We start from the raw sequence: 17260 nt of genomic DNA, 5'->3' as shown, positions 1-17260 counted from the left end.
TAGCCAATAACAGAAAAGGGCCTGCAAAATTGCAGGCCCTTTTCTATTATCATTTGGTATTAGCACCACTAATGAGCAATCATTAACTTCCTGCTTAGCTTTCTTTCAGCAGAATACAGTAACAAGTTATAGAGACCTGTGGATAATTTACCGTTTAGTGTGATACTTGTCTGAATAGCTCCGTTCGGGCCTGCCGTTGCAGTGTGTTCCACTACAGTTTTACCTGTAATATCTACCAGCATCAGCTTAGCCACTTCACCTGGTACAAGCCCGGAAACGGCTATGTTCACCTGCTGCCCCGAGTTTGGGTTAGGAAACACATTAAATTTGCCAGCAAATGTCTCATTATCCGTGATACCTAGCGGCGACTGGCCACAATAAGTACCACTTCCCCCATTAAACCGCTCTTTTATTTCTTCTGCTGAGATAGCTTGGCTGTACACTTTCAGTTCATCGAGATCGCCAGCATAGTGGAAACCGCCTGAACGGTTTAGGTAACCGATGTTGACAGTAGCATTGTCCACAAAATCTGCGGTGTACTGCACCTGTGCTTCTTGTAGCAGCTCACCATCTACGTATAGCCTGTTCATGTTACTGGCCTCATCACGTACTACCACAATGTTATGCCACTCCCCATCATTTAGTGCCGGACCCGAACCGCCTATTTCTATACCTGCATGGTTGGCGTCTTTAAGAGAGAACACCGCCTGGCGCTGCTCATTTAACCCGATCCACCAGTGCACACCTGCATCTGTTGCTGCAGCATCACGGCCCACTATCACCATATTTCCGGAAGCATCAGTTTCTGTTCGTATCCAGAGGCCAATACTAAAGCTACTGCTGCCATCCCAGTTAAAGTTAGAAATGTTGCTGATGTCTAACGCATCATCTGTACCGTTAAATCGTTGCGCCCCTTCAAACAGTCCTTCAGCCACTGGCTCCGGACAATTCTGACAACTTGCGTTGGCAGATGATCCTACATCTGCGAAGCTGCTGCCTTCAGTCTCATCGAACTCATAGTAATGCATGAGTCCAGGCAAGCAGTCAGAGAGATCCGTGTTTGATTTACCTCCATCTCCAACTACCACATTGGCAGGCTCTGAGTCTGTACTATGCCCATCGCTATCTGTAGCCTTCGCTTTTATACTATAAGTGCCTGCTGCCACTCCTTCCCAGGTATAGCTGTAAGGGCTTTCATCTACTGAGGCAATTAAAGTGGAGCCGTTAAAGTACTCAACCTTTGCCCATGTGCGGTTTTCATCTGCAAAATTTACGGCGAGTTCTATTGGCGCACCTTCCTCAAAAGTTGAGTTATTAGTGGGAGAGGCAAGGGATACAGCACCCACTACCCCATCGCTACAATCCGGGTAGATATCCACATAATCTGAGGTAGACAAGCCGCCGGAGTCCGTCACTTTCAGGCTAAACCTATAGAAATAAGTATCCCCGTCGCAACCAACAGCGGCGATTGTGGCAGAGCTTACATGCTCGTTGATTGTTGGCTCCGGGTGTGAGTGAGTATTATGATGCAGGGCAACAACCCACTCATAGGTCAAATCCGCATCCGTGTCTTCCTCGTCGGCTACATCCGCCCGAAGTTCATACGTGCTCTGCTGGTTCATCGGGTACTGGGTACCTTCCGCAGGGCTTACAATATTAACTACAGGTGGCGTATTGTTTACGTTTATCTCCAACTTTGCAGTTGAGGTAAGACCACCAGCATCTGTGACGGTTAGTACAACCTCAAAAGTCTCAACTCCCGTTGCTGTGAAAGTATGGCTCGGGTTTGCCTCCGTTACTTTGGCAGAGCCATCGCCGAAATCCCAGGAGTAGCTCAACGCCCCACCATCCGGATCAGATGATTCGCTTCCTTTGAAGTTGACTGTTAACGGGCTCTGCCCATAAAGTTTATCAGCCTCGGCCACAGCCTTTGGAGGCATATTGCCATTATAGAAAGTAATTTTCTTTATCTGTGCGCCATAGTTAATGTAGTATAACTCTCCTGTAGCAGGGTTTTGGGCAAACGCCGTAACAGTAGCGCCTTCATCTATAAAGTTTTTAATGGCTGTTGGTTTGTTATTACTGTCAAACTCCAGCACTTTGATCCAACCGGCACCGTAGTCGCCAAAGAAGTAGGTATTGCGGTATTCGGTTGGCATGTTTTCACCTGTGTACCAGATGCCTCCTGTGGAAGAGCTCCCATAAAACGGTTCTCCGGACACAGGAGAGCCTGGGACCCCTACATTTACCACCGCAGCATCCTCTCCATTGAAAGTACCTGACCGGGTAACGGCTACTGGTGCGGTATCGTCTGATACAGCGGCGTTTGCCCAGTCTATAGCCGGTCTTGTATGCACAAAAGTATGCACGTTGTCCGGGATCGGTGTGTTCCAATCACAGTAGTTACCAAAGTATGGCTCCTCAGTGGCTTTAGGCTGCAGGATCAGTTCATTAAAGTAGAATGTTTCCCTGTCACAGTTTCCTGTTCCGTACAGCGGGTTTTTTAGGTCTGGTGTAGGCAAGCCCGTGTTGTAATAATATTGCTGTGCCTCCAGCCCTTCATATAGTGGCCAACCATAGTTCAACCCTCCTTCAGTGGCCACATTTATCTCTTCCCAGTCTTGCCAGCCTACATCGCCGATGTACAATGCTCCCGGACTTGTGGCACTTCCAGTACCCGGTCGGATGGTAAAACGGAATGGGTTACGTAAACCCAATGCCCATACTTTAGACTCGGCGGCACGTGGATTTGCGCTGTTGTAGAAGGGGTTTGATGGCAGGCCATTGCCTGTAGCCGGATCAATGCGCAAAATCTTACCATTGAGCGAATGTACCTGCTGGGCGCGCAACGCACCTACATTGTTTACATCGGCTAAAATTCCATCCTGCAGGCCTTGCTCCACATAATTATCGGTTATATCACCTGGTTTCCAGCCGGTGTCTTTGCCATTAGCGGTTGCACCGTCGCCGGCAGAAACCAGCAAAGAGCCGTCTTCACCAAACACCAGTGAGCCCACCCCGTGCGACACGTACAGAATCGGGATACCTGTAGATATGCTCTCGCCTAGCAATACTTTACGGCTCGCCATGTCAGTGGTTAGCTTGTCACCACTGACCTTGTAGCGGGTAACACGGCCAATAGTGGCATTGTTATACTCGTTAGCGCTTGGGCTGTAGCTGCCTGTTCCAAAGTTCAGAAGGTGGTGGCGGTCCACTACGTACAACAGGTAAATGTACCTGTTACTCTCAAAGTTAGGGTCAAGGGCAAAGCCCAGCAACCCGTGGTCGCCCCAGTTGCCTACTTCTTCACTGATGTCGATGAGCGGCTCAGGCAGCCGTTCTCCATCCTCCAAAATCCATACTTTGCCGGCTTTTTCCCACACGTAGGCGCGCTGGCCATCGTCAGAGAAAGTGAGACCTACGGCTGCATCCCACTCGCCTCCCACCTGCTCTTCCACAAAGCCATCAGGCTGCGCAAAAACCGGTTGTGGACCCAGAAAAAGTATGAACAAGAAAGCAAGAGACAAAGAATAGCGGCATGAAAGTATAAGGCCATGCCAGCACTTTAAGAGCGGAGACTTACTACTCCACGCTTCGTAAAGTTGATTCATAAGAAACGAAATTTAACAACATGATTTGAACAGATTGAAAGAGCCTGCTACCAGAGCAGGTCAGCCAACCACATAGAAAAAGAATGCGCCCGCTTTAAAGCAGGGCTATAGTTGGTTTGTATAGATACGCGGCAATAGTGCTATAGTTCTATATTTTGCACTAAAAAATAATCCAATAAAGGAGTCTCCGGAAAACATCTCAGAACTAGCGTTTCACTACCAGCTTACGGCTTACCACACGTTTGCTGGAGATTACGGTGAGCATGTACAGACCAGCTCTGTAATCAGTTGTAACAGGCACCTTTACCTGTGTTTGCCCCAGGTCATCAACCTGCAACTGTTGCTGCAAAAGTATGCGCCCCCGCAAATCAGCCACAGTAAATTGCACTTCTTCGCCAGCTGGTAAACCATGCAGCGAAGCTGTTACTTCACCAACATTGATGGGATTAGGGTATACTTTGAAGTAAGTAGTTTTAAGCCCTTTGTTCTCCACCGCTACAATGTTGGAGTAAGTGTACTTTCCATCTTCATTTACAATTTTTAGCCTGTAATACCCTATCTCCGGAAGAGGCGCTACATCTGCAAAAGTATAAGCGAGTTGCGTGTTGCTGTTTCCGGCAGCAGCCACATCACCCAGCTTCTCAAAGGTCTCCATGTCCGGGGCGCGCTCCACTTCAAAGTGAGACAGCCCGGCTTCGACCAAAGTTTCCCAGGAGAGTTGCACGGCACCGTTCATATACTCCCCCTCAAAGCGTACCAATTCTGTTAAGGCATCATACACTTCTTCGTACCTTTGCTTGACTTCTTCGGCAGAAAGCACACGCCCGAATAGTTTTACCTCATCCAGTATACCTCCGTAGTGGTACCCGTTGCCATCGTTCAGGTAGCCGATGTTAACAGGTGAACTGCTGGAAAACCCATATGGATACCTGAAAGAGTTGCTTCCCACCCTTTCGCCATCCACGTATACTTCTGTAAGGCCTGAGCCGCCGTTGCGTACTGCCACCATCTGGTGCCACTTACCATCGTTTAGCTTGGGTCCGCTGCCGCTCTCCGGTCGCGGACCAGTCCACTCGAGGTCCAGCAAAGTGAATATGGCACGTCCTTCGCTATCCAGCCCCAGCCACCAATGCGCTTCCGAGTCCTTGGCATCACGCCCGATCAACACCCTGTTACCGGAGGTGCTACCTGTACTTCGCATCCAGAGCTCTATACTGAAGTTTTCGTCTGCGGCCCAGTTAAAGTTCTGGCTTTCCTCTACATCCAGGCCATCGTCCTGGCCATCAAACTCCTGCCCACCCGATACAACGCCTTTTACTGCCTTTGGAAGGCTGCTATCAGTTCCCGAGGCATGGCTTGGGGTGTAGTAATCTTTATAAACGGGTCCTCTCAGCTCATGCAGCATCCAATGGTGCAGCATACCGGTTTTCTCCCCTACTCCCTGCTTTACACTTATGGTAAACTCCTGTTGGTCAGCGCCAGCGTTATTGGAAGCGGTAACACGTACCGGAAAGCTACCGGCGGCAGAAGGTATCCAGCTAATCTCACCCGTGGATGCATTTATAGTCATGCCTGCCGGTGCCGCTTCCAGGGCATAGACAGGAGCGGGGTTGCCGACTGCCTGTACATCATAGGTATACTTCTGATTAACCACGCCGTAAGTTACTGCCTCCGACATGATAACAGGCTTTACCGCCTGCGGGCCACAGTAACTGCCGGACCCATTGTTGTAACGTGCCCTTACCTCTGTCTCTGTCAGGTCCCGGTTATACACCATCAACTCATCTAGTAAGCCGTTGTACCCATAGCCGTTGTTGAGGTCCAGGAAACCGATGTTGACCGGTGAGCCGCTTTCGAAGTTATCGGGATAGTCATACTGGAAGCCAGCCACCTTATAGCCATCCACATACAGTTTGTTCAGGCGCAGGCGCCCGTCGCGTACTACTACAATGTGGTGCCATTTATTATCGTTGATTTTAACGCCTTCGCCCACAGTACTGAAACCGGTGCGGCTCCTGTCGTAGAGATCGAATTGGGCAAACCCGTCTGTGTTCATGCCCAGCCACCACATCATGTTGGAGTCTTTGGCGTCGCGGCCGATAAAGACCTGGTTATCTGAGGAGCTGCCTGAAGATTTCATCCAGAGCTCTATGGTAAAGCTGCTGTTGGGGCCCCATTCGAACTGCTCCAGCGCGCTTATGGTTACTCCGGGACTGCGGCCTTTAAACGCCTGTGCTCCGCTAAACAGGCCAGCCTCTGGCGAAGGACAGGTAGAACAAGTGGCTGTAGCATCCGAGGCATAGTCTTCGTAAGTACCGGATGCGGTTTCATCGAAGCCCAGGTAGTGTACCAGCCCATCGGGGCAGTTGGTCTGTGCAGCAGCCGGTAACGCAGTGGCTACCTGTAACAACAGGGCCAGACAAAGCCAAAGTATAACCTGCGCCCTGCCCAGGGAGCGGCTTATATATGTTGGTATATAATATATCATGAAGCTTGTACTTATCTAGCGCCCGCTATAGAAAAATGCAGCAGACCTGTGCAAATTTATCCCAGAGGGTGAATCTCTAATCAATTAAGAGCTAAGCTGTTGTATCGCAGATATGTAAGTATACACCTTATCTCCTAAGTATAGTACGCCAATAATATATCATAGTTTTGTATTATTCCCTGTAAAACCTTTCTTCTGCTTTACCTTACTATAAGCTTCAGTTTTTGGGTGTGACTAGCTGATGATACCTGTACTACATAGAGCCCTTGGGCTAACTTAGCTGGTAAATGAATTCTAGTATTTAGACCTCCATTTTTTCCGGCAAGTAAGGTTTGATGAAACAACTCTTCACCACCAGGGTTTAGCAAGGAGACAACTACGGGGGCTGCCTGGCCAAAACCGGAGGCAGAAAGGTTTACAGTTTCCGAGCCATTGGTTAGATTGGGGTAAAGGCTCGCCACGGGAGAGATCAGGCTTTTTCTGTAAAGCACAGCTACTACTTTAGAGTAAGAATAGGCGCCATCATGGTCTACTTGTTTCAGGCGATAGTATAGAATTCCAGAGGGTAAATCATGGTCCTGGAAAGTATAAACGATACGCGTGTTACTGTCTCCTGCCCCATCTACTGTACCGATCATGGTAAAGGAGCCTCCTTCCTCCATTCGTTGTACTTCAAAGCGGCTGTTGCCTCTTTCTGATGCTGTAACCCACTCTAAAAGAACATTTCTATCTGAAACAGCCGCTTCAAAACTCATCAGCTCAACCGGGAGAGGTACAGCAGGGGAACTCAAGGCGTTAAACCATACCTGGGCCATCTTATCATAGCCTGCTTGGTTGGGGTGAAGGTTATCAGCCATATCGCCTACCCCTACTGGTTCTGTCCAGTCTTTTTTGTAGTTAAGTTCAGCATCTGCCATGTCCGTCATAACGATTCTGTCTCCAGTTAGCGCTATCCTTTCTTCTACCATTGCCCTAACATTGGCATTATAAGATTTTGAAAAGTCATCTAGCTTGGGATCGTCCCCAGCTGTTAGGATTATACTTGCCAGCACCACGGTAACCTCCTTGCCATACCTGGCTTCATGTTCGTCTATCAAATTAAGTATGTCCTTTACATCCTGTACTGCACCTGGGTTTGGATCTATGTAGTTGGTACCTATGTGCAGCAGAATAATGTCAGGCATGAACTGATCCAGGTAAGGTCCACCGCCAGGCCCACGGTAATCAGTTTCACTACCATAAAAGCTAAACTCACCGTACTGTAAAAGGTCAGCAATATCCTCATCCCTTGCCCCTCCGAACCCTGCATGATCAATATCTAACTCAAATCCATTTTCTGTTAGAAACTTGGTTTGGTGCGCCTGCCCTGTCTGCTCACTGCCCACAAAGTCGATTTTGTAGCCCTCTACCCGCCCATCAAGAACCAGCTGCCGATACAGCTCTTTCCTGTAGCCGATCCGTTCCTCAGGAACCACTCCGGAACCTGAGCCACCATCTGTGTTGGAATCTCCTAAAGGCATGATCCGGACTATTTCATCAGGGTTCGTTGTGCCGCTTACGACGGCACTATAAGTTGATTCGGCTCCGTTTGCAGTGGCTTTTATTCTGTAGTAGAACGTTTCGCTAAGCTTTAAGTCCTTTTCCCTGTAATAATGAACTTCACCAGTCACCGTTACTAAGGTTGAGAAGCTCCCTTCCACACCGCTTTCAGATTTCTCGATAATATAGTTTTGGGCACCATCCACAGGTTGCCAACTTATGCCTATGGCTTTAACAAGTGAGGCTCTTGCTCTAACCCCTTGTGGTGCAGCTAAGGGTGATGCAGTTACGCCTTCCTGTATGGCAGATGCTGGTGCGTCAACATATTTTTCAGGAGCAGGAAGATGCGAAAACACTGAGAATTTGGCCATTGCCGCTTCAGAGAAGCTCAATAAAACCAGCAAAATGCAGAAGGACTTAAGGCGTAGAGGTAAAAGAAAGAACATAAAGCAAGCTCGTTTATCAGGTCATTTTTTGGAGCCCTTTATAACGACACTTTACCATTGTAGTTATCTAGCAAACAGCATTTTACCTGTGTCAAAAAACCTCACATATTCGTAACATTCCATAAAACATCTGCTATGTTATCCGCTTCTACAGCAATAGTTATATTTATACTATATATAAATAATAGTACAATATCATCTGTTTCTGAACCTACCAGATCAACAGGCGCCTGCTTTTTCTACCGTTGGTTTTGTAGGGGGTAAGATAGTAGCCAAGGGTAACCTCGTTCGTGGATTTGTTGATGGCTTTGGCATCCTGGATTGGGGTTTCATAGGCATAACCGATGGCCAACTGATTTAAGCGAAGGCCTGCTGCTAAGCTATAAGCCAAGTCGTTACGATAGCCGCCGCCAACCCAAAACTTGTTGTCATACACGGCCTTTACCTGCCCTTCCAGTGTAGAGTTATAGTTGGCATCATCCTGATAAATGCCATTGAGCGTGAAGCTAAGTAACTCCGTTATACTTGCGCGATAGCCAGCCTGTACTACATGCCTGCGTGCATAAGTATCGTCCAAGTAGTCGCTTCCGGTTGAGGCTAGCTTCCCTTCCGTTGCATCCATGAGGGAGTACCCCAGGTAAAAGTTAGCTGTCGTAAGCGAGAGGCCCAGGTCAATGTCTGCCCTGCCGCTACGGTTGTTGTCGCCCAGCATGTTGCTGAACCTCGGATCATTTTTTTGGTCTATTGTGAGGCTGTTGCCATCCAGGCGGTGAAAGGTATAGTGTACACCCGCGCCCCAGCGCAGGCTCAAACTCTCCGACAACCTTACCCCGGCTCCGTAGCTAACCAATGCCTGCGTCTCTTTTGCCGGACCAAACTGGTCATGGAAAAGCGTGAGGCCAAGGCCATGCTTGGCGTTGATGTCATCTGCTGCCTCACGGCCTCCCTGGTTATTGGAAAAAGGTTTATTACTATCTCCTAACCGGAGCAGGTCCAGCTCCGCAGAGGCCATGATTGTTTTTGGCGCATCCTCAAATCCTGTCCATTGGTTACGGTAAATGCTCCTGAGCACCGAACCCTCATGCCCTGTGAGAGAGGGGTTGAAGTAATGTTTGTATTGCGTAAAGTTAGCCAGCTGCTTTCTGTTTTGGGCCTGCGCCCCGCCCATAAGCAACAACAGGCAACCCCAAAGTATATATCTCCTCATTTGCTGCTATTTAAGAACTGTTAAAACCCCCTTCTGCACCAAATCTATGTCCCTGATCTGAATGATGTAGAAGTATGAGCCCGCTATGATCCGGCCGTCCCTGCCTCTGCCGTCCCAGCCTTTTTCAGGGTCGCTGGTTTTGAACAGAAGTACGCCAGCGCGATCAAAAATCTGTACTTCAATGCTGTTGTAGTAGCGCAGTTCTGGTACCAGCCACGTATCATTAATGTTATCTCCGTCAGGCGAGAATGCATTTACCAGCTCAATGCCGCCCTCTGGCTCATAGAGTGATTTGGTAAGGGTAAATGTTTTCTCGATCACGTTATCATACGGGTCGGTGCTGCGCACGCGGATGCTGAAGATCGACTTGCCGGAAAGCCCCTGGTTAGACCTCAGGTGTAGCTCGTTGTTGTTTAGGAGCTCAAACAGGTCATTGTCATTAGCTCCTTGCCCGTTCACTAAGGTATAGGTAAATTCACTGTCGTCCGGGTCGGTAGTGGAGAAGGTACCGATTACCTCATCCGGCTGAGCATCTGGCTGAAACGTATCATCGCTGAGGCTCAGCTCTGTAGGTGGTTGGTTTGGCTCCACCACCACGGTTACGCTAGCCATCATGTTCTTGCTGTTGCTGGTGTTCTCCTTCAGCTCCAACTGCCCCATAACTACATAGCTGCCCGGAATCTCACCGTTATAATCGCCCTGGTTCCAGGTTACTTTTAGAGGCTCCTTATCGCCATCTGTATAGCTTACCTCCACCTCTTCGGGCAGGCCAATAGCTGCAAACTCCGTTTTGAAAAGTACGGTGATATCGGTCAGGGACTGTACGACTGTAATGTCTTTGGTAAGCTTTTCGACCTGTGAGGTTACCTCCTGCCCCTGGTTGCCCGCTTCATCTACCAAGTATAAAGTAGCGGTGAGCAGGCCATCAGAAAGTCCGGACAGGTCAAGATCAGGTATGCTAAAGTCATTGGCTGCCACGGTGGCTGAACCTGTTACGGGCTCTCCCCCATTGTTACTGCTTACATTATAGAAATAGGTTGCGCCTTTCTCCGCCCCGCTTATCTGCAGGCTTATATTCGTCTGGTTGTTCACATCTACTTTGTCAGTCCCGAACGCTACGGCATAGCCCTGCGGTGCAGAGGCGTCGTACGTAATCTCCAGTAGGTTCGAAGCTTTGTTTGAGTTACCTGCCAGGTCCGTTACTTTGCCTGCAGGCAGTTTGATGCGCACCTGTCCGTTGGCCACAGGCACTACTGTGGCAGTGTAGCTTACTTTATCAGTCGATTTAAAGTCCTCCAGCTTCGCGTTTAATACCTCAAAGTCTGCAACAGTTAAATCGTACACCTCCTCTGTAAAAGTTATACTTATGCTAAAGGTTTCTTTAACCGGCGAGGTGCTGGCTGTAGAGAGGGTTACTTCCGGTGATGTTAGCTCTATGGTAACGCCAAAATCTGCGCTTGCTTCGCTCGTGTTGCCGGCGACATCAGTAGCGGTGGCGGTAAAAGTATAAGCACCCTGTTTCAATGCAGTTCCTTCATGGCTATACTCCCAGCTACCGTCATTTTTTGCCGTTGTTTTACCAATCACCCGGCCCTGCTCCAGCACAGCTACTTCGGCTCCGGCCTCTGCCCGTCCATAAAGTATAACGGTATTATCGGCGGTAACATGGTCATCATCTAAAGGTCCACGATCTTCTGACACGCCAGCGATGGATGGCGCTTCCGGTGCTTTGGAATCTATCTCCCAGGTATGCGTGGCCGGAGTCGGGTCTGTGTTGCCGGCAGCGTCTGTAGCACGAACGGCCAACGTATGTTTTCCTTCTGCAAGCCCTTTAGCTGTGTAGCTGCTTTCTGCGGCAGAATAGGCACCCCCATCCAGGCTCACCTCATAGGTCACGTTTTTCTCGTTGCTGCTAAAGCTAAAGCTGGCTTCGCTGCTGTTGGTGGCTGCTCCCGGACCTGAGGCGATCATAGTCTCCGGGGCTTTGGTATCCACTGTAAAGGTTCTGGTGTTGCTCGACTTACTTGTATTGCCGGCTTCATCTGAGGCTTTGGCCGTAAGCTCGTGCTGCCCTTCTGCCAGCGCTGTGGCGGGCGCCAGGTTCCATTTTCCGCCATTCGTTGCCGTAGCCGTACCAATACTTTTTGTGCCGATGTATACCTGCACCGTGCTTCCGGCATCTGCCGTACCGCTTATTGTTGGTTTGGTGGTGTTTAGCACAGCTCCTTCAGCCGGAGTTGTTACCACTGGCGTACTAGGCGCTTTAGTATCAATAACCCAGGTATAGCTGGCAGGGGTGGCATCTGTGTTACCGGCAGCATCGATGGCCCTTACCCGCAGGGTGTGCTCACCATCGGCCAGGCCATTTACGGTATAAGGGTTTCCAGCATTGGCAAATGCACCACCATCTATACTTACCTGGTAAGTTACGCCGCTCTCGTTGCTGCTAAAGCTGAAGCTGGCTGAGTTGCTGTTAGAAAGGGCCTTGGGTTTAGAAGCGATGGTGGTTTCAGGTGCCTCTGTATCGGATGGGGTCAGTTCTCTGTTCAGGAGGTTATTCAGGACCTTGTACCACACAGGCGCCATTTTATCGAAACCTTTGGGAGCGGGGTGGAAACGGTCTGCCATGTCTCCTCCAAAATTCACGTAGTCATACACTAGTTTGGCATCTGCCATATCCACAAGTTCCAGCCTGTCGCCGGCTTTAATGCGCTGGTTAGCCATAGCCTCCATTTTGGCATTGTACCGGTCAATTATATCGTTCTTAGAGGCGGTCGCCCCTTTATAACAATCATCACCTTTGCAGACAGTCTTTATGATTTTGGCCAGAATAACCGTTACCTCCCTTCCAGACTTCTGCTCATACTTGTCTACTTCGTTCAGGATCTTCTCCAACTCATCCACGGTTTGCTGCGAATTGTCCACACCTTCGTTGCTGATGTCGTTGGTGCCTGTGTGCAACAGGATGATATCCGGCGAGAAAGCCTCTAGGTAATTTCGCTCGCTACTAAGTCCCATCCGCACGTTATCATACCAACGCATATAATAGCCTTGCTGTATCAACTGTACCAGGTCCTCGTTGCGTGCACCCCCTAAACCAGCGTGGTCCGTGTCGGTCATCAGGGCGCTTCCTGATTTCTCACTGCCTACAAAATCATACTTCCCTTTTGAGGCAGAGCTATTCAGGAGCTGTTCCAGCCTGTCTCTGTAAGACGCTTTTTGCTCTGCCGGAATGCTGCTGCTTCCCCCCTCGGTATTAGAGTCGCCGAGCGGCATTATCTTATACTTGTAGTCTTTCGGGTACGTGGTGGCGCTGGCCACACTGCTGTACGGCGAGTCGCCGGTATTGCCAGTAGCTTTTATCCTATAGTATACTTTCTGGCTATAGTATAAATCAGTTTGCCGGAAAGAGGTTACACCGGCACCAAAGGTCTTCAGTATTGTAAAAGTCCCCTCCCCGCCTGTGTTAGATTTTTCCAGCACATAACCGGATGCGTTATCGACAGCGGTCCAATTTAAGGTGATGGCCCCAACCAGCGAAGGCCTGGCCTGAAGTTGTGGGGCGGTGAGTACAATGCTAGCAGCAGGAGCTACTGCCGGAGTAGGAGCCGCAAAGGAATTTTGATATATTGCTGATATACAGACAAGTGGAAGCACCAGAAGGAGTAACTGCCTCGTGTAAACGTATAAGGGCATATAGTAAGTATGAGTTAAGGCTCTTTGAATAACTCCCTATATAACGTCAATCCTATACCTTGGTTGCCCGCCTTTAAAAATCTGCACCTTGATTAAAGTACATTTTTTATTTGCCCTTTACTTAAACATCAGTGTGAGAACACCGTAAAAGGTGCCTACACTGTCTCCCATTGCAATTCAACATGTAGATATCTAAGTATTAAAAAAAATATATGCAGAAACGCACAACCTTTTAGTGCAAATTCTATATAATATCTAAAAAAGGGAATTTATTATCCTTACCTTAAAACGCCCCCTTATACTAGTACATGAAGTATAAAATACACTTGACGCTACCCGAACCTAACACCCTTATTAACTGAAGAACGTATGCTTTTTAACTCTACTGAATTCTTCATATTCTTTCCGGTAGTAGTTACCTTATACTTTCTGACGCCATTCAACCGCCGTTGGATCATTCTGCTGCTGGCTAGCTACTACTTCTACATGTCCTGGAAGCCAGCCTATACCCTGATACTGATAGCCTCCACTGTAGTTGACTATACCTGCGGCCGCATGATGGGCCGCTATACCGATGAGGATAAAGACAAGCGTCGCCCCTGGCTTTATACCAGCCTTCTGTCTAACCTGGGCATCCTACTACTATTTAAATACTACAATTTCTTTAACGACAGTGCCCGTGAGCTTGCCCTGAGTTTAGACGTTCCTTACGCGATGCCTGCCTTTGAACTGCTACTGCCCATGGGTATCTCCTTCTATACTTTCCAGACGATGAGCTATAGTATAGATGTGTACAACGGGCGCATCAAACCGGAGCGGCACCTGGGCGTGTTCGCCCTGTTTGTGTCCTTTTTCCCGCAGTTGGTGGCAGGGCCTATCGAGCGGGCCGGCAACCTGCTGGGGCAACTGCACGTGGGCCATGAGTTCAGCTACAACCGGGTGGTGGCTGGCCTCCGCCGCATGGCCTGGGGCTTCTTTAAAAAGATCGTGATTGCCGATAACCTAGCGCTGATGGTGAACCAGGTATACAATAACCCGACGGAGTATGATGGCATCTCGCACATCATCGCCACGGTTTTCTTTGCATTTCAGATCTACTGCGACTTCTCCGGTTACTCCGATATTGCCATCGGTGCGGCCCAGGTTATGGGCTTCAGGCTGATGGAGAACTTCCGCAGCCCATACTTCGCCAAATCGATTCCGGAGTTCTGGAGCCGCTGGCATATCTCGCTCTCCACCTGGTTCCGTGATTACCTCTACATTCCTTTAGGGGGGAACAGAGTAGTTAAATGGCGCTGGTACTATAACCTGTTTGTCGTGTTCCTGGTGAGCGGACTGTGGCACGGCGCCAGCTGGACGTTTGTAGTATGGGGTGCGCTCCACGGCATCTACCAGGTGTTCGGCATCCTGACAAAAGAAAAAAGAAATGCGCTGGTACAGCGACTGGGCCTAAACAGTAACCCCCAAGTATATAAGTGGGTGCAGGTGCTCACGGTATTCTTCCTGGTTTGCTTCTCCTGGATATTCTTCCGGGCCAATAGTATAAACGATGCCTTTTACATAGTGGGGCAGAGTGCTTCTGTGGTTACCAACCCGGCACAGGTTTTTGGCCTTGACTGGAGCCACGATATTTTTATGGAGCAGGGATTCAAGGTCTTTGCAGTTTCAGTTGTAGCCATCGCCATCATGGAAACCGTACATCTGATACAGCGCAACGGCAGCGTGTCGCAGCTGATTATGCAACGGCCGGCCTGGGTACGCTGGGGCATTTACTACGCTGCCATTGTAGCCGTGCTACTGTTCGGCCAGTTCGGGCACCAGGAGTTTATATATTTTCAGTTTTAAGAAAGTATGGCAAACAAGATGCAAGATAAAGGAGCAAAAAGGCTGTTGAGCAAATTAGCCCTGTTGGCGCTGCCGTTTATACTTTGGCCGTTGATAGAGGTGTTTATACTGCCTATGAACTTCTTCACCTTCAGAATTTGGGAAACCATCTCTGTTAACTCCATGCGTGTGATGTCGGGGCCTTTTTACCCGAATGTGCACATGCAGATGGTGGAGGAAGGCGAACTGGCCCCACGCACGCCTTATGCTACAAAACGAAAAGTGGAGTGGTATACCGATGCCTACGGCTACCGCAACCGCGACACCAAAAACGATGTGCTACTGATCGGTGACTCTAACATTACCGGGGCCAAGCTGTCTCAGGACGAAACACTGGCCGAGGTGCTGGAGCGGCAGCTAGGCCGCGATGTTTATTCTTTTGCGCCAGCCACCATGAACCGTTTTCTGGCCACCGACCGCTTCCATGAGAACCCGCCAAAGCTGGTGATCGTGTCCAGCATTGAGCGCCGCGTGCCTGAGCTTCCCGCAATCGGGGAAAATGGGCTGAACTCTAAGATCAGAAACTTTACCGGTAACCTCATCAGTTCATCCGGCTTCCTCACCTCCCTGGCCGTAACTGCCGACCGTATCTCCAAACTGGCGCTGTACCGCCGCACCCTTGCAGAGATTGACCGCGCTGTGGGCCGCAAAGAGTACATCAGCTATAAAAATGAGTTTTTTATGGAGGGTGAGTATGCCAACCGCGAGTTCTCGGAAGAAGAGCTGGACCATATCGCCGATGTGCTGGAAGGCTATCGCGATGCGCTACAGGAGCGCGGCATACACTTTGTGTTCCTGCCCATTCCCAACAAAGAAAATATTTATTACCAACTGCTGCCCACACAGAAGGAAGCCACGTTTCTGCCGCTCCTGCTAAGCCGCCTGGATGAGCGTGGCATAGAGTATGTGGACCTGCAACCAACTTTCAGAGAGCTGTACCAGCAGCAGCAAGTGCAGTTATACCCGGTGGATGATGCCCATTGGAACGAAATAGCCGTACAAGTAGCTGCCCAACTATTAACCAGGCACGCTACCGTAGCACAATTGCAGACAACACCGTCAGATGAAGACGAAAGACTGCTGGTTAACTTTAAAGAAGAATAGCCACCTTAAACCTTACAAGAACAAACCTATCATACACCCATGAAACTTAAAGCTTACTATACGAAGGGGACTAAAAGGTTAATGAAGATCTTAGGAAGATATGTTCCGCATAACTCGCAATATAGGCCGGGAGATGTCTGCCGTATCAACCTGGAACAGCTATCGGCGAATAACGCGCGCGAAATCCGGGTACATCCTATCTACCCTGCCCTTACCACCAAACTTAATATCTCTGATGCCCTATACGAGGCCTGCTCCGAATACTGGAAACCAAAGAAGAAGGTGCAGACAGACTATATGGTGGTAGAGGTGCCGAACGGCCGCATCTATACCGATAATGAAAGCAGTGTGGCTGTGGTATCGCAGTACAACCGCTTGGTGGAGAACGTGTCGCTGAGCCTGACAGGCGGAAAGGTATCGGAGCCAAACCTGAACAATATCTTTGAGCAGCGCTTCTTTACCACTCCTTCCAGGTTTAAGGGCACTGTATTCTCGCTGCTTTCAGGGGGCGCTGGCTTAAACAACATTGGCCACTGGTTTCTGGATGTGCTGCCTCGCCTGCACCTGCTACGCGAAAGCGGCCTGTATGATAAGGTAGACTGGTTCTATGTGCCAAGTATTCGCTACGATTACCAGACAGAGACACTGGAACTATTGGGTATTCCCAAGGATAAAATTATTGAGGGTGATAAACACACGCACATTGCCGCCGACTGCATCATAGCCTCTACTGCACCTCGCGGTAACCACACGCTGGTTCCAAAATGGCTGTGCAACTTTGTACAGGAGTCCTTTATGCCATTTGCGGAGGAAACTACAGACATTATAACTCCCGAAACGCCTTACCTGTACATCAGCCGCTCCGATTCCAGCATTCGCAACGTACTGAACGAAAATGAGCTGCTGGATGCGTTGAAGCCTTATGGTTTCACAAGTGTCGTATCGAGCAAACTAAGTATAAAAGAGAAGATCAAGCTGTTCTCGAAAGCAAAAGTGGTGGTTGGTGCTACCGGCGCTGGCCTGATCAGCATGTTCTTCTGCAAGCCGGGCACGAAGATGATCGAAATCTTTAATGAGGGCTTTGTAATAGAGCCGTTCTACGATATCGCGACCAAAATTGACCTGGACTATGACTACATCATCTGTAAAGGCAACAAACACGTACGCAACGCCGACCAGGGACAACGGGAGCACCTGGTGGTAGAGACAGATAAGATAGTAGAGATCCTGGACCGAATGAAAACGGACAAGATTAAGAAAGTGGAAGTTGCCTGAAAGGCAAAGC

8 protein-coding genes are annotated in these 17260 nt (G+C 49.3%); 3 read left to right on the top strand and 5 right to left on the bottom strand.

Going from position 1 to position 17260, the window contains the following annotated elements:
* Window positions 1-68 precede the first annotated feature (68 nt).
* From OO017_RS14455 to OO017_RS14435, 5 genes are all read right to left on the bottom strand, one after another.
* Window positions 69-3611 carry a PQQ-dependent sugar dehydrogenase gene (locus OO017_RS14455; protein WP_266053267.1) on the bottom strand — a complete coding sequence of 1181 codons (3543 nt, stop codon included), beginning with the start codon at window positions 3609-3611 and terminating at the stop codon, window positions 69-71.
* Window positions 3612-3816: 205 nt separating this feature from the next.
* On the bottom strand, window positions 3817-6099 hold the full coding sequence (locus OO017_RS14450; protein WP_266053266.1) for a LamG-like jellyroll fold domain-containing protein: 2283 nt from the start codon (window positions 6097-6099) through the stop codon (window positions 3817-3819).
* A 200-nt stretch (window positions 6100-6299) separates the two neighbouring features.
* Window positions 6300-8084 carry an SGNH/GDSL hydrolase family protein gene (locus OO017_RS14445; protein WP_266053264.1) on the bottom strand — a complete coding sequence of 595 codons (1785 nt, stop codon included), beginning with the start codon at window positions 8082-8084 and terminating at the stop codon, window positions 6300-6302.
* A 211-nt stretch (window positions 8085-8295) separates the two neighbouring features.
* Entirely contained in the window at window positions 8296-9291 is a 996-nt protein-coding gene (locus OO017_RS14440) for a PorP/SprF family type IX secretion system membrane protein (protein ID WP_266053263.1), read from the bottom strand.
* Window positions 9292-9297: 6 nt separating this feature from the next.
* A complete protein-coding gene (locus OO017_RS14435) occupies window positions 9298-12774 on the bottom strand; it encodes an Ig-like domain-containing protein (RefSeq protein WP_266053262.1) in 3477 nt (1158 codons plus the stop codon).
* Between the two features lie 582 nt (window positions 12775-13356).
* Between OO017_RS14435 and OO017_RS14430 the strand changes: the two genes are divergently transcribed.
* From OO017_RS14430 to OO017_RS14420, 3 genes are read left to right on the top strand one after another with little or no spacing between them, the layout of a single operon-like run.
* A complete protein-coding gene (locus tag OO017_RS14430) occupies window positions 13357-14832 on the top strand; it encodes an MBOAT family O-acyltransferase (RefSeq protein WP_266053261.1) in 1476 nt (491 codons plus the stop codon).
* 6 nt (window positions 14833-14838) lie between these two features.
* Window positions 14839-15975 carry an alginate O-acetyltransferase AlgX-related protein gene (locus OO017_RS14425; RefSeq protein ID WP_266053260.1) on the top strand — a complete coding sequence of 379 codons (1137 nt, stop codon included), beginning with the start codon at window positions 14839-14841 and terminating at the stop codon, window positions 15973-15975.
* A 39-nt stretch (window positions 15976-16014) separates the two neighbouring features.
* On the top strand, window positions 16015-17250 hold the full coding sequence (locus tag OO017_RS14420) for a glycosyltransferase family 61 protein (protein WP_266053259.1): 1236 nt from the start codon (window positions 16015-16017) through the stop codon (window positions 17248-17250).
* The last annotated feature ends 10 nt before the right edge of the window (window positions 17251-17260 follow it).

The organism is Pontibacter anaerobius, from assembly GCF_026241195.1.
In the GTDB taxonomy this organism is placed as follows: domain Bacteria; phylum Bacteroidota; class Bacteroidia; order Cytophagales; family Hymenobacteraceae; genus Pontibacter; species Pontibacter anaerobius.
The sequence above is the reverse complement of the archived record's forward strand: the minus strand, read 5'-3'. Positions and strand labels throughout refer to the sequence as shown.

Bases quoted from the DNA above. Each gene is read 5' to 3' on its own strand.
- OO017_RS14455 (WP_266053267.1), bottom strand. From the start codon at position 3,611: ATGAATCAACTTTACGAAGCGTGGAGTAGTAAGTCTCCGCTCTTAAAG.
- OO017_RS14450 (WP_266053266.1), bottom strand. From the start codon at position 6,099: ATGATATATTATATACCAACATATATAAGCCGCTCCCTGGGCAGGGCG.
- OO017_RS14445 (WP_266053264.1), bottom strand. From the start codon at position 8,084: ATGTTCTTTCTTTTACCTCTACGCCTTAAGTCCTTCTGCATTTTGCTG.
- OO017_RS14440 (WP_266053263.1), bottom strand. From the start codon at position 9,291: ATGAGGAGATATATACTTTGGGGTTGCCTGTTGTTGCTTATGGGCGGG.
- OO017_RS14430 (WP_266053261.1), top strand. From the start codon at position 13,357: ATGCTTTTTAACTCTACTGAATTCTTCATATTCTTTCCGGTAGTAGTT.
- OO017_RS14425 (WP_266053260.1), top strand. From the start codon at position 14,839: ATGGCAAACAAGATGCAAGATAAAGGAGCAAAAAGGCTGTTGAGCAAA.
- OO017_RS14420 (WP_266053259.1), top strand. From the start codon at position 16,015: ATGAAACTTAAAGCTTACTATACGAAGGGGACTAAAAGGTTAATGAAG.